Source organism: Streptomyces sp. TLI_55 (assembly GCF_900206255.1).
Classification (GTDB): domain Bacteria; phylum Actinomycetota; class Actinomycetes; order Streptomycetales; family Streptomycetaceae; genus Streptomyces; species Streptomyces aquilus.
This window is the reverse complement of sequence record NZ_OAOJ01000001.1, coordinates 9309579-9321855: the sequence shown is the minus strand read 5'-3', so window position 1 is coordinate 9321855 and position 12277 is coordinate 9309579. Positions and strand designations below refer to the sequence as shown.

Sequence of the window (12277 nt, the reverse complement as noted above, 5' to 3'; positions counted from 1 at the left end):
CAGCAGGGCGTCGTACTCGGCGCCGGTTCGAAGATGACGAGCCCGCGATGAATGACCGAGCATCTGCTCGTGGTCGATGGGATGACAGAGCCGCGGCGCGGGCGGCCAGCAACGAGGGTTTGTCGATCTTGCCGACGGCGTTCTTGAGGATGGGGTCGACCACGATGAACGGTGTCGCCGCCTCGGGCCAGTCCCGCCGCGAGCGGGATCGCAGGCTCTGGCGGATCAGATGGACCACGATCGCTGCACGACGGTCTGCGGCCACACGTTGCCCTCCGGCGCGTCGGGCAGCATGCTCAGCCCGTCGCAGACGGGCTGAAGGGTGTCGGAGGTTGGTGGGGTCGTTCGTCTCCATGCCAGCAGCGTTGGCTGGCTAGGGCGGCGTCATTTGGCTCCACTCAGGGCGACCTGGGTTCTAGAGGTGGTTGCAACACCTGACCCTCGGGGTTGTACGCGCGTCGTGCCGCCCGCCCGGTCGGCGCCGGAATGCTGAAGCACTCTCCAGGTGAGCAAGCGTGTCGGGTGGTACCCGCGTGTCCGCGTCGAGGGCGACGGCCACGGGGCGGTCTCGCAGGCCGGGGCCGTGCTGCTCGTCGCTACGGTCCGCAAGGTGGGTCTGGACACCGCGATATCGGCGGCAATGGCGCCCTGCCGCAAGCCGCGGACGGTGCACGACCCGGGCAAAGTCCTGCTGGATGTCGCGCTCGCAACAGCTCTCGGCGGGGACTGCCTCGCCGACGTCGCCATGTCACCGGGCCGAGCCCGACGTGTTCGGCCCGGTGACATCCGACCCCACGGTCTCCCAGCTCGTCGACGCCCTCGCCGCAGCCGGGCCGAAGGCCCTCACCGCGATCCGCGCGGCCCGAGCCGAAGTACGCACCCGGGTCTGGGAGCTGGCCGGGACGAACGGCCCGGCCGCCGACGGCAGCGTGATCGTGGACATCGACGGTGTCCTCGTCCTCGCGCACTCCGAGAAGCAGGACGCCACCGCGACCTGGAAGAAGACCTTCGGCCATCATCCGCTCGTCGCGTTCGTCGACCGCGGCCAGGCCGGGTCCGGAGAGCCGGTGGCTGCCCTGCTGCGCCCCGGCAACGCTGGCTCCAACACCGCCGCCGACCACATCGAAACCGCCCAGCTCGCCCTGGCCCAACTCCCCAGACACCTGCGGCGGGGACACCAGACGCTGATCCGCGACGCCTCCAAACTCCTGCGCAGGGACTGGGAGCGGGTCAAGGACGACGTCATGCGCCGCGCAGTGGCGACCAAGTTCCGTGCACACGACGACATCCGCCAGATTCTGCTGTCCACCGATGACGAAGAGATCGTCGAGGACACCACTACCGATCACTACTGGGGCCAAGGCAGAAGCGGCAACGGCAAGAACATGCTCGGGAAGATCCTGATGCGCACCCGCAGCCGACTCCGCACCGAACGCGCCGAAGCCCACGACGGAGACAGCCGTACGTGGCCGCTGAGGCTCCGCCACGATGGCGAGCGATCCACGCGACCTCCGCCTTCACGCCGCCGCGCTCCGTGACCGACTGAGCCAAGCGGTCGTGCCGCAGGGCAAGCCCACGTCGGAGGAGTTTTTGTTCACCGTCTGCTGTCCGGCGGGCCTTGACTGTGATCCGGGATTTCCGCTGTTGTACTCGGAGTCGGGCAGCCACCAGGCCTCCCTGGACGTCGAGTTGAAGCCCTGCTTGAGCAAGGAACAGCACGAGGAGGCGCCTGGCTGCAGACCTGCGAGGGAGGCTTCTTCCAGGCGGGCAACCATCCCGTGACCGCCCCACACGGCTGCCCGGCGATCGAGGAACTCTCGCAGCGGCTGCGTGCGGTTCCCGGCTGTGCGCAGCCGGATGGACGGCACACCTCACCGGATGGACACTCGTATGCCTGCCCACCAAGGAACAGGCCGAGATCACCGGCACGGACGACGACGGCAACGACTACGAGACGCTCACCAGCACCTGGGGCGCGAACACCGTGGTGGGCCCGACGAACTTCCAGCCGCGCTTCTTGAGGTCCTTCGACAGGGCGACCGAGGCGGGTGAGGTCGAGGCGGTCTGCGGTTCGGCCAGGTCGGCGGCGTCGGGTTCGTAGTGCCAGACGAACGCCGCCAGCGACCCCTCGCGCTCGATGAGGTCCTCGGCCAGACGGGCGTTGTTGATCACCGCCTCGATCTTGCCGCGGTGCCGGACGATGCCGGCGTCGCCCAGGAGGCGCTCAACGCCGCGCTGGTCGAACCGGGCGACGGCCGGGCCTACGGCGTACCGCCCTGCTGACGGCTCATCCACTCCTCGATCGCCCGCTCGGTCCTGGCGAGTTCCTCGGTCGGACTGAACTGCAGCAGCTCGGTGCCGGCGTCCACGTACGGCCGGTGTCCCGGCGGCTGGTAGAACGCGTCACCGGCCTCGTACACCTCCTCCTGGTCCCCGGAGGTGAAGCGCACACGTCCGGCGATGACGTAGCCCCAGTGCGGACACTGGCAGGCCCCGCCGGGCAACGCCTGCAGCGGATCGTCAAGGTCGGCGTCGGCTGCGAAGGACACGAATTCGACGGTATAGCCGTTCATCTCCTCGCGGCGGTCGGTCACCGGTCCGAATTCCTGGACCTTCGTCGCGGACAGTTTGGATACTTTTGGCATCGCTGTGGCTCCTCTCCGTGATGACTCCGAGACGTCCCACCCTTTCGAGTCGACCACTTCGCGCAGCGGGGCGCATCCGGGGAACGGTGTCGTCACAGCAGGAAGCTCAGCCGCTCGTCCGCCATGCCCGGCGCGACCTCGATGATCTCCGCAGTGACGACGTCCTGGGCGACGAACGGGTCCTCGCCGACGCGCTTGTGCAGTTCCTCGGGCGAGGTGTTGTGCGCGAGGACCGCGCCGCCGAGGCCCGGCTGGATGCTGCCGACCAGCAGGAAGACCCCGTCGTCCAGCCCGCGCTTGATCCACTCCTGATGGCCGGCCATGTGCTGGGCGGCGCCGACCTTGTTGCCGGAGAACCGGAGCAGGACCACGAACATGCTTTCTCTCATCTCTCGTAGGTTTGCAGCCACTGGCGCATCCGGTCGACTTCGCGCTGGATGAACGCCTCGTCGTGGAAGGCGTTGGCCATGACGGCCACGCCCTGGCTGAAGGCGAGCACGGCTCGGATGGGAGACGCGGCCGCAGTACTGTCCGGGTCTGCACGCTGATCAGCCCCTGGCCGGTTTCTGCGGCTCAGTCCCGGCCAGGGCGGCGCGTGGCCACGTCAGTGACGCCCCGGCGCGCGGCTAGGTCCTGCTCCGGAGCGCTGTTCACCTTCCTCAGCGCGTTGCCTTCGAGCTCCAGGACGTGGACGACGCGGGCGAGCTGCTGGGTCAGGACCGGTGTCCGGGGCGGGGTCGATCAGCCCGGGCCTGGCCGGGTCGGTGGCGGTGGTGGTCACGGGGAGCCTTCGCTCCAGCATGCGGTCGATCAGGTCCCGGTCGCGTTCGGTGAGGGCGGCGGCGAGCTAGAGCCTGCTGTCGGCAGGGGTGTGGGTGGTCAGGAAGTCGCCGATGGGGAAGGCGGGCTGGGGCGGGCGGCCGCGCTTGACGTCGCCGCGGAGGGCCAAAGTGTCGGTGAGTTCGCTCAGTTTCTGCCGGGACATGCCGGTGAGGGCGGGGTCAGACAGGAAAGCGTGGTCCCACTCCGGGGTCGGCTTGTGCGGAGCCCGGGGTGCTGGGATGGCTGGGCAGGGCTGTGGGTGCAGGGCATAGTTCCAGTCGCCGTGGAAGGCGTGTCGGTCACTGGCAGGGGCGCCATCTCCGCGTCGCCGATCTGGACTGCGGTGGAATCCGCTCCTTGCCGGCCAGCAGCTTCTCCAGTTCTCCCGCCGTCGCCCCGCGCAGCGACTCCGGGTCGTCCAGACTGCGCACGACCTTCTCGGCCTTGTTGGCGCCCTTGCTCGCCGCCTCGGCAGCCTCCAGGGCGTCGTCCAGATGCTTCAGCTGGTGCGGGAACTTGGCGAGGTCACCGAAGAACGGCAGAAACCGTAGGCGTCACAGCCCGCGCCCAGGACGGGGATCCAGCCGCAGACGATCAGTCCGAGTTCCTTCACCAGGACCGCGTTCTTACCGTCTCCCTCGCCTGACACCGCTCCGGGCGCCACCGGATAGCCACCGGTGTACCCATTGCCGGCACTGCTGTAGGCATCGCCCGGCCCCGCGACCGCGCCGCCGCCGGTGCAGCCGGCGGTGGCCGTCGTACGCAAAGCACTGGAAGTCAGCCTTCGTGGTGCCGCCCTGGGTGGTGGCGTCGAAGATCGAGGTGACGTTGCCCGCGTCGTCCCGGGTGTACCTCAGCTCCTGCGGCATGAAGCCGTGCACGTCATCGGTGACGTACGACCGGGTTAGCCGACGGGTGCCGGTCTCGTAGTCTCCCAGTTCAGATACGCCTTCTTCGCCGAACTGGTGCCGTCCGTGCCGAGGGTGAGCTGCCGCAGATCGCCCTGCGGGGAGAATGCGGCACCCTGCAGATAGCCGGTGGTGCCCTTCGAGGTGAGCTGGTGGCCGGTGGAGTCGTAGGTGTACGAGACCGTCTCGGCGGCGAGCCCGCCGACCGCCGGGGCGCCCTGCTGGCTGACCGTGCCGTCCAGGTTGTAACCGGTGCTGAACGACAGCGTCTTGGGTACACCCGCCGACACCAGCGCATCGGTGTCGGGCAGGATCAGCTGGCTGCTGGTGACCTGGAAGAGGCTGTCGTAGGCGGTCACTTTCTGGGTGTACGCCTTTCCGGCCGCCCCGCCGTCGTAGCGCACCGCGGTGTCCTGCTGGCCCTTGGCCAGCGTGTCGAACGTCCAAGCGGCGAGCTTGTTGGCGTGCGTCTTGTCGGTCTGCCACATGCCGGTCCGGCGCCCCAGGTCGTCGTACTCGTACAGGACCTTGCGGTTCTCCGAGTCCAGCGTCCTGTCCGCCTGGTCCAGGGTGTCGTAGTGGGTGGTCGTGGTGCCCCCGGTCCGGGTCGGTCACGCCGGTCTGGCGGCCAAACAGGTCGTAGGTGTAGGACCACGAGGTCTGGTCGGGGCCGGTTACGGTCTTCTGCTGTCCGGAGGGCGTGTAGCCGAACCCGGTCGTGGTGAAGTCCTGCCCAGTCGGCTGCGGGCCGCCGTACTCACGGCGTTCGGACGTCCGGCCCAGGACGTCGGTCACCACGGCCGTGGCCTGACCGCCGGCCGGGGCGTGGACGTCGCTTCACCCACGCCGGGTCGTGGACGGCGGACGTGGCCATGACGGTGCTACTGGCCGCCGTCACCTTCTATCTGTCCGGCGGCGCTGTCGACCTCATGAGCGGCGAGAGCAACCCATGGGTTCTCGCTCCGCTGCCCGCCGCGGTCCTGTTGTGCTGGTCCTCGGTCGCAGCGTGGGCTACCCAGAGCTTCCGTGACCGTCCACGCTGACTGGCCCTCCAGACTCTGCCCCGAGAGGCCCTCATCCTGTCGGCGTCCCACCTCCTGGTACGCGGTCAGATGTCGCAGTTACAGCGCCGCCCCGCCCACAGCCAGCGCCGTCCGCGCCAGCCCACGCAGCCAGGCGTGGGCATGGTCGTTGTCGTAGCGCTGATGCCATGACAGGTACACCGGTGCCGAAGGCAGTTCGAGCGGGAGAGGGAGAGCGACCAGGCCGAGGTCGGCGACTGCTGACCGTGTGGTGGCTTCGGGGACGCTGAGCAGGAGGTCGGAGGCCCGTGCGAACTCGAGCGCCGCAGCCTCCGTGGGCGCGGTCGCCACCACGCGGCGGGTGAGGCCGAGCTGCGCGAGGGCGTCGTCGAGGGCATTGCTGAGCCTTCCCCTTCGCGAGACGGTGACGTGCTCCGCGGCGGCGTACCGCTTCGCGGTGACGGTCTTGACGCGGGTGAGGGGGTGTCCCTTTCTCACGACGATGACGAGGCGGGTCTCGCCCACGTTCTCGGCGCGGATGTCCGGTGCGCCAGGGCGGTTGGCGTTCGCTTCCAGGTCGACCTCGCCGCGTCGCAACTCGGGGGTGTCGATGCTCGACTCCGCGATGAAGCGCAGCCGCACGCCCGGTGCCTCTTCCCGCACGGCCGCGAGCAATGCGGGGCCGCTCAGGGCGACCAGCGAATCGTGCCAGCGAAGTGTGAACGTGCGCTCCAACGAGGCAAGATCGATGTCACGGCTCGGTGCCAGCACCCCTTGGACCTGGTGCAGCAGCTCATGCACCTGCTCCCGGACGGCGATCGCGTACGGCGTCGGAGTCATCGTCCGTCCCGTGCGCACCAGGATCTGATCCCCGGTCGTGCGCCGAATTCGGCCCAGGCTCCGGCTCATCGCAGGGGCGGTGACATGCATGCGTGCTGCCGCCCCGGCCACGCTGCCCTCCTCCAGCAGCGCGTCGAGCGCGGCCAGCAGATTCAAATCCAATTGCATGCCAGTAATCCTAGCCGTACTTGACATGCATTTGAAGTTAATCCATGGGCTCTATATCTTCGAGAACAGAGCGCGGAAAACAGCGCGCAGATCGACCTGAATGATCCCAACGCCGCTTTCTCATAAGGGAGTTCGCCATGTCCGAAATAATTCGGAACTCTGACGTCACCGCCTCCGACGCCGACCTGCTCACCCAGACCGCGATCGCCGTGCGCGCGGCCGGTTCGGCGCTGCGCGAGCGCTTCGGTGAAGTGGTCCGTTACCAGAGCCGGGAGGAGTTGATGCGCGCGCTCGCCGCCAACGACGACGCGGCCCTCGACATCCTGCGCCCCCGCCTCACGCACCTGCGCCCGGACGCCGGCTGGGTGGAGGACGAACTGGACGGCGGGGCACTGCCGCCCGGCGAATGGTGGGTCGTGGATCCGGCCGAAGGCAACGTCAACCACCTGCACGCGCTTACCGAGTGGGCGGTGACCGCCACCCTCGTGCGGGACAACCAGCCGGTGCTCACCGCGGCCCACCTGCCGTTGACCGGCGAAACCTACACCGCGCTGGCCGGCGCCGGCGCACACCTCGACGGCCGGCCACTGCACGTCTCCCCCACCGCCGACCTCGGCCTGGGCATCGTGGCCACCAGCCAGGCCCGGCCGGACGAGGACGAGAAGGTCGTACGGCGCGTCGGCTCCTCGATCACCGCCATGCTCTTCGACGCGCTCGTCGTGCGCACCGCCGTGCCCGCGACCCTGCACCTGCTGAACGTGGCCGCCGGCCGGATCGATGCCTTCTGGCAGTTCGCCGGTGCCCGAGCGGACCTGCTGCCCGGTGCGTTGCTCGTCACTGAGGCCGGCGGTCAGATCTCCGACGCCGAAGGCCGTCCCTGGACCCCGCAGAGCGGGAGTTTCCTGGCCGCCGCGCCCGGCGTCCACGCCGAGGCCGTCGCCACGCTCTCGCGCTGACCGCGCACCACAGCCCGACATCCACGGAAGGACCACATCATCATGACCACGATCGCAGTGCTCGGAAACGGCCGCGTAGGCAGCAACCTTGCCCAATCCCTCACCCGGGCAGGGCATGAGGTGACCGTGGCGGACCGCACGCCCGGCGCCGCCGCCGACGCCGCCCGCACAGCCCAGATCGTCATCAACGCCACCCCGGGCGCCGGCTCGTTGGAACGGCTCGTCTACCTGCGCGAAGAACTGCGCGACACGATCCTCGTCGACGTCTCCAACGCCACCGTCGACGGACCGGACGGACTGCCCGCCGACCTGATCCACCCCGGCTCAAGCCTCGCCGAACAGCTCCAGGAAGCGCTCCCCGAAACACGTGTCGTCAAGACACTCAACACCATGCTCTTCCCCGTGATGACCGCACCCGCCATGCTCACCCAGCCACCCACCGCCTTCCTCTCCGGTGACGACCCGCAGGCCAAGCAGACCGTCCGAGAACTGCTGATCAGCCTCGGCTGGCACAAGGAATGGATCACTGATCTCGGCGGGATCCAAACGGCCCGCGCCACCGAGGCCGCGATTCTGTTCGTCCCGCACGTGATCCGGTCCGGCGGATTCGCGCCCTTCGCCATCGCGATCGCCCGCTGACCCAGCCACAATGCGCGGCCGTCGGCGATCCCACACCCAGCACGGATACGCCGCCGGCCGACCACCATCGAGCGACCTGCTCGAGCCCTGCTCAGCCCGATGGGCAGTTGGGCCGACGCCATGCGTGCGCGTTGGCCGACGGGCCGATCACCGGCCACGGCATCCTGTGTCTTGCTCCGCAGCCCAGGCCCTCAGCCGGGCGACGGCCTCTTCCCGTGAAAGCGGGCCGTGTTCGAGATGCAGATCTTGCAGATAGCGAGTGGCCGCACCGACCAATGGACCTGGAGGCAGGGCGAGCAGCCCCATGATCGCCTTACCGTCCAGCGCCACCGGGACGCCGGGAAGCCTCCTGAATTTCTCGAACTCCGCGACGGCACGCGCTGCTCTCTCTTGCTTCGCCAGGTACTCCTGATGCCACTCGTTGTAGGTCGCCGCCCATCGAGCAGCCTGGCCGGCCGACTGCCAGCCGTCCATGTCCTGTTCCCAGCCGAGCCCCACCTCCAGGAACAGGTCGTGGTAGCTCACCCGCTCGGAGCTGCTCGCAACGACATCGAGCAGAGCGAGAGCGGCATTGATCGGCCAGTCTTCCCGTGGACCGGTGAAGTCCCAGGTATGGGCCGGACCCCACGCCTTCGCACCGTTACGCCATACGGCGGCTGTCTGGTATCCGTCCCCTCCGTGGAAGTCTGCCTCCACGTAGGCGATCGGCCCGCCCCGGGACCAGTAGCTCAAGGTCTGCTCGAATGCCGGCGACGTTACCGTGCTTGGTCGACCGGGCCCGGCGCCATCCTGATCGGTAAGCCCAGCCGTCTCCCCGAGGAGCTGTGTGGTGACAGGTACCAGCCCCATGCGCTGCCGGAGCGGGGCGACAGCCGTCTCCCGAATCCCGGCAGTCTGGCTCCTGAGCACGTCGAAACGTCCAATGACGGCATTGAGCTCGTACGACATTCCCGCAGGGTAACCGCACAGCAGCCACACGGAGGTTCGATTTATGAGCGCCCTGTGGGCCCGAACCCGGTGTCGGTGGGTGAGGTTATCGTGCGAGGCACCCGACGTTTTCCGGGCCGTTGGTCGGCCGGTGCCGGTCCGGTCCGCTGTTCTTGCCCCGAGGAGGCACCAGATGGGCGCTCGTTCGTTCATGCTGGCGGCACGGATACCGATGTCGCGCGACGGCTTCGACGAGTGGCTGCGCACGCCCCTGCCGGGCCTCGACATCATCGAGAACCCGTCCGCGATGTACGCGGGGTGGGCCGCCGACGGTGCCGCCCCGGACTGGGACCTGACCGAGACCGCCGCCCACTCCCCACAGGCGGTGGCCGGGATCCGCGCCGACCGGGACAAGACCCCCCTGCAACTGCTCGCCCTCCGCGCCACCGGGGGTTTCAACCTGCTCCGCCACCGTGATGAGGCGCTGGAGGTCTATCTGTACGACTACCACGGCGAGGCCACCAGCACTCAGACCGACCTGCTGATGCTGGCCGGCGCGGGCCGCTTCGCGCACCGCGGCACCGAGACACCGGTCATGTACTGGGGCGGCGACATCTACCCCGGTCTCCCAGTGCCCGGCGATGAGCCCCTCGCGGTCATGCTGGTCACCAGCACCCGAGCCCGCTTCGTCGACACCTACCCACTCGACGCCCTGATCACGGACCTGACGCCCATCGAGACCGACTTCCTCACCGCAACCGAGGACGAAGACCCAGCCCGGTCCTCCCCCGACCTGCTCGACCCCGCCCTCCGCGCGCAGCCCACCGAACTCCCCTGCCCACCTCCCCTCTCCACGAAAGACCACTGACACACAACGGCCACCCATGTCGCTTCCGTCGGCAATGCTGCTCCTGCGATAGTCGCCCTTCCCCGAACCCGGGTGCCCCGAATCCGTAGCAGCAGGGGCTGAACCTGACCGCATGACGTCACTCCAAGTCCCCTGTCATGCACCTGGACCCGGTGGCCACGGGCAGCGCGGACACACCGGTCCAGGACCTGCTCGCGGGGCAGGTCCTCGAGCAGGGCCCGGTCGACGACATCGGCCTCCGCCGCCGGGTGGTCGGCTCCGGGCAGCCACAGCCCAGACCTGGCTCCGCGGAGGGGCCCCAGAACGTGTCGTGCTCGTGCCCGCGACGGAAGGCATCCAGTTCGATCGCCACCAGCGCCAGCATCAGCGGCTGCGCGAGGCCGACGGCGTCGACCGGCGTACCGCGCGGCCGTTCCCGGGCAAGGTGTCGCGCATATTCGCCATTGCGCAGGCCTAACGGAGGACCGTCAAGACCACCTGCCCTCCATCGGTGGTGCCCAGTTTTGTGTTATCGACCGCTCCGCATCACGTCTCCCCTCCATAGGCACTGTCCCCAGCAGGAACCCGAGGAACGACGCTGTGACACTTCAGATCAGCCGACGCACCATGCTCAAGGCTGTCGGAGCGGCGACCGGCTCTGCCGGAATCGGTATCGGCACGGGAGTGACCGCCACCCCCGCGACGGCGGCACGTGCATCCTTCGCGCACCCCGGGATGCTCCACACCCAGGCCGATCTCGAGCGCATGGCCGCCAAGGTGAAGGCGGGCGCTGCCCCCTACACGGCGGGTTTCGCCAAGCTGACCGCCAACCGTCATTCGCAGAGCGCATGGGTGCCCAACCCGCTGACGACCCCGGCCCGGGGAGGCAGCTATGTCCAGAACTACGGGGCTCTCTACCACGACGTCCACGCCGCCTACCAGAACGCGCTGCGCTGGAAGATCACCGGCGACACCGCGCACGCCGACACCGCACGGGACATCTGCAACGCCTGGTCGGGGACGCTGAAGGGCATCGCAGGAGGCTCCGAAGTCGTGCTCATGGCGGGCCTCCAGGGGTACCAGCTCGCCAACGCCGGCGAACTCCTGCGCGGCTACCCCGGCTTCGACCTGGCCCGTTTCCAGGACATGCTGGTCAACCACTTTTATCCGATGAACCACGACTTCCTGCACCGCAAGACCAATTGCATCGGCCACTACTGGGCGAACTGGGACCTGTGCTCGATGGCCTCAGCCATGGCCATCGGGATCCTCTGCGACGACCGGGCCAAGTTCAACGAGACGGTCGACTACTTCTACAACGGCGAAGGCAACGGCGCGCTGGACAAGGCAATCCCCCATGTCTACGGCAATGGCCTGGCCCAGTGGCAGGAGAGCGGGCGCGACCAGGGCCACAGCCTGTTGGGCATCGGCCTGATGGGCACCATCTGCGAGATGGCCTGGAACCAGGGCGTCGACCTCTACGGCGCGCAGGACTCCAAGTTCCGCAAGGCGTGCGAGTACGTCGCCCGGTACAACCTCGGCCACAAGGTGCCCTACACCACCTACACCTGGACCAACGGCGTGCACTGCGTGAACACGGAGGAGACCGCCATCTCCGAAGGCGGCCGTGGACTTGGGCGCCCGGTCTGGGCGCGGGTTTACAACCACTACGCCAACAGGCGCGGCCTGGCCATGCCGAACACCGGCGAGATGGTGGCCCGCAGCGGGCCCGAAGGAGGCGGCGGCGACTACGGCCCGAACAGCGGCGGATTCGACGAACTCGGCTTCGGCACACTGGCCTACACCCGGGACAAGGCCACCACGGCCGAGGCGACGGCCTCACCGGCCCCGACGAAGTCGGCGGCCACCGAATCCGGAACATCCGGTTCTTCCACGCCCCGTGCCGGGCAGCCCTCCCAGGACGCCAGCCCCCAGAACGCCCAGGGCGACGAGGACCTGGCCGCCACCGGTACCTCGGACCTCGCTCTGTGGACGGCCGCGACCGGCGTCACCGCGATAGCCGGCGGCCTCCTGCTGCTCCGCCGCCGTGGCCAGGCGCGCCGCGACGCGGAGTGACATGCGCGGTGACACGAAAATCCGGTGACGATCGTCGACCCGGAGCGGTTGGGCCTGCTGACCCTCGTCTTTGTGCGGCTCGGATATCCGAATGGCGACCACAAGCTGTTCCACCGCGTGGTCGCCGTGACGCCCCGTTCCCGCGGCGCCGCTGGTATCCGTCTGACACCTTCGACGACGAATCGGTGCTCATCGAACCGGTGCCGCCGGCCCCGGCCTGCGAGACCAGCACGGGCGAGCGTCCGGCGAAGCACTTACGGCGCGAGATCGTGGACGCGCTGCGGCTGGACTATCTGGGCTGGTGGCCATGCAGGTTCGCCGTTCCGTTCGGCTTCGGACCGCTCGTGTTGTCAGTGGTGCGGGATACGGTGCGAGGTGATGGGCCGGACGGAGATCGTGAGGGACTCGCGGCCATGGGGGGTGGGTC

12 protein-coding genes and 4 pseudogenes are annotated in these 12277 nt (G+C 68.7%); 9 read left to right on the top strand and 7 right to left on the bottom strand.

From position 1 onward, the window contains the following. Nucleotides 1-505: 505 nt before the first annotated feature. Both CRP56_RS42630 and CRP56_RS47870 read left to right on the top strand, forming a co-directional pair. Nucleotides 506-1202, top strand: a pseudogene (locus tag CRP56_RS42630) (transposase); the annotation flags it as partial. Beyond that, nucleotides 1185-1538 carry an NADAR family protein gene (locus CRP56_RS47870; protein ID WP_257042091.1) on the top strand — a complete coding sequence of 118 codons (354 nt, stop codon included), beginning with the start codon at nucleotides 1185-1187 and terminating at the stop codon, nucleotides 1536-1538. The pseudogene CRP56_RS42630 and the gene CRP56_RS47870, both read left to right, overlap by 18 nt. Before the next feature lie 409 nt (nucleotides 1539-1947). Here CRP56_RS47870 and CRP56_RS42620 read toward each other — a convergent pair whose 3' ends face one another. The 5 genes and pseudogenes from CRP56_RS42620 to CRP56_RS42595 all read right to left on the bottom strand — a co-directional run. Beyond that, a complete protein-coding gene (locus CRP56_RS42620; RefSeq protein WP_097273444.1) occupies nucleotides 1948-2295 on the bottom strand; it encodes a DNA-3-methyladenine glycosylase I in 348 nt (115 codons plus the stop codon). Then, nucleotides 2262-2645 (bottom strand): cupin domain-containing protein, encoded by a 384-nt coding sequence (locus tag CRP56_RS42615; protein WP_097275064.1) that lies wholly within the window; start codon nucleotides 2643-2645, stop codon nucleotides 2262-2264. Before CRP56_RS42615 ends, CRP56_RS42620 begins: the two co-directional genes overlap by 34 nt. A 92-nt stretch (nucleotides 2646-2737) precedes the next feature. Then, a complete protein-coding gene (locus CRP56_RS42610) occupies nucleotides 2738-3034 on the bottom strand; it encodes a YciI family protein (protein ID WP_257041798.1) in 297 nt (98 codons plus the stop codon). A gap of 506 nt (nucleotides 3035-3540) precedes the next feature. Beyond that, nucleotides 3541-3812: pseudogene (locus tag CRP56_RS48795) on the bottom strand (ISAzo13 family transposase); the annotation flags it as partial. A gap of 395 nt (nucleotides 3813-4207) precedes the next feature. Next, nucleotides 4208-5200: pseudogene (locus tag CRP56_RS42595) on the bottom strand (RHS repeat domain-containing protein); the annotation flags it as partial. 47 nt (nucleotides 5201-5247) lie between these two features. Here CRP56_RS42595 and CRP56_RS47860 point away from each other — a divergent pair. Next, the gene (locus tag CRP56_RS47860) at nucleotides 5248-5418 is read left to right on the top strand and encodes a hypothetical protein (protein WP_179851267.1); all 171 of its coding nucleotides are present in this window, start codon (nucleotides 5248-5250) and stop codon (nucleotides 5416-5418) included. A 78-nt stretch (nucleotides 5419-5496) separates the two neighbouring features. Here CRP56_RS47860 and CRP56_RS42590 read toward each other — a convergent pair whose 3' ends face one another. Beyond that, nucleotides 5497-6405 (bottom strand): LysR family transcriptional regulator, encoded by a 909-nt coding sequence (locus tag CRP56_RS42590; RefSeq protein WP_097273440.1) that lies wholly within the window; start codon nucleotides 6403-6405, stop codon nucleotides 5497-5499. A 137-nt stretch (nucleotides 6406-6542) separates the two neighbouring features. On the opposite strand from CRP56_RS42590, the gene CRP56_RS42585 reads away from it, so the two are divergent. Together CRP56_RS42585 and CRP56_RS42580 are read left to right on the top strand one after the other, a co-directional pair. Then, nucleotides 6543-7361, top strand: a complete 819-nt coding sequence (locus CRP56_RS42585; protein WP_097273438.1) for an inositol monophosphatase family protein — start codon at nucleotides 6543-6545, stop codon at nucleotides 7359-7361. Between the two features lie 42 nt (nucleotides 7362-7403). After that, nucleotides 7404-8000, top strand: a complete 597-nt coding sequence (locus CRP56_RS42580; RefSeq protein ID WP_097273436.1) for an NADPH-dependent F420 reductase — start codon at nucleotides 7404-7406, stop codon at nucleotides 7998-8000. Between the two features lie 147 nt (nucleotides 8001-8147). On the opposite strand, the gene CRP56_RS42575 is transcribed toward CRP56_RS42580, so the two are convergent. Then, nucleotides 8148-8948 carry a hypothetical protein gene (locus CRP56_RS42575; RefSeq protein WP_257041795.1) on the bottom strand — a complete coding sequence of 267 codons (801 nt, stop codon included), beginning with the start codon at nucleotides 8946-8948 and terminating at the stop codon, nucleotides 8148-8150. A gap of 172 nt (nucleotides 8949-9120) precedes the next feature. Here CRP56_RS42575 and CRP56_RS42570 point away from each other — a divergent pair, with 172 nt between their 5' ends. The 4 genes and pseudogenes from CRP56_RS42570 to CRP56_RS48790 form a co-directional block, all read left to right on the top strand. Further along, nucleotides 9121-9795 carry a hypothetical protein gene (locus CRP56_RS42570; protein WP_097273434.1) on the top strand — a complete coding sequence of 225 codons (675 nt, stop codon included), beginning with the start codon at nucleotides 9121-9123 and terminating at the stop codon, nucleotides 9793-9795. A gap of 310 nt (nucleotides 9796-10105) precedes the next feature. Further along, nucleotides 10106-10252, top strand: coding sequence for a hypothetical protein (locus tag CRP56_RS47855; RefSeq protein WP_179851266.1), 147 nt, complete (start codon nucleotides 10106-10108; stop codon nucleotides 10250-10252). Between the two features lie 122 nt (nucleotides 10253-10374). Next, on the top strand, nucleotides 10375-11850 hold the full coding sequence (locus CRP56_RS42565) for an alginate lyase family protein (RefSeq protein ID WP_306459464.1): 1476 nt from the start codon (nucleotides 10375-10377) through the stop codon (nucleotides 11848-11850). A gap of 30 nt (nucleotides 11851-11880) precedes the next feature. Continuing rightward, nucleotides 11881-11985, top strand: a pseudogene (locus tag CRP56_RS48790) (Lrp/AsnC family transcriptional regulator); the annotation flags it as partial. Nucleotides 11986-12277 lie beyond the last annotated feature (292 nt).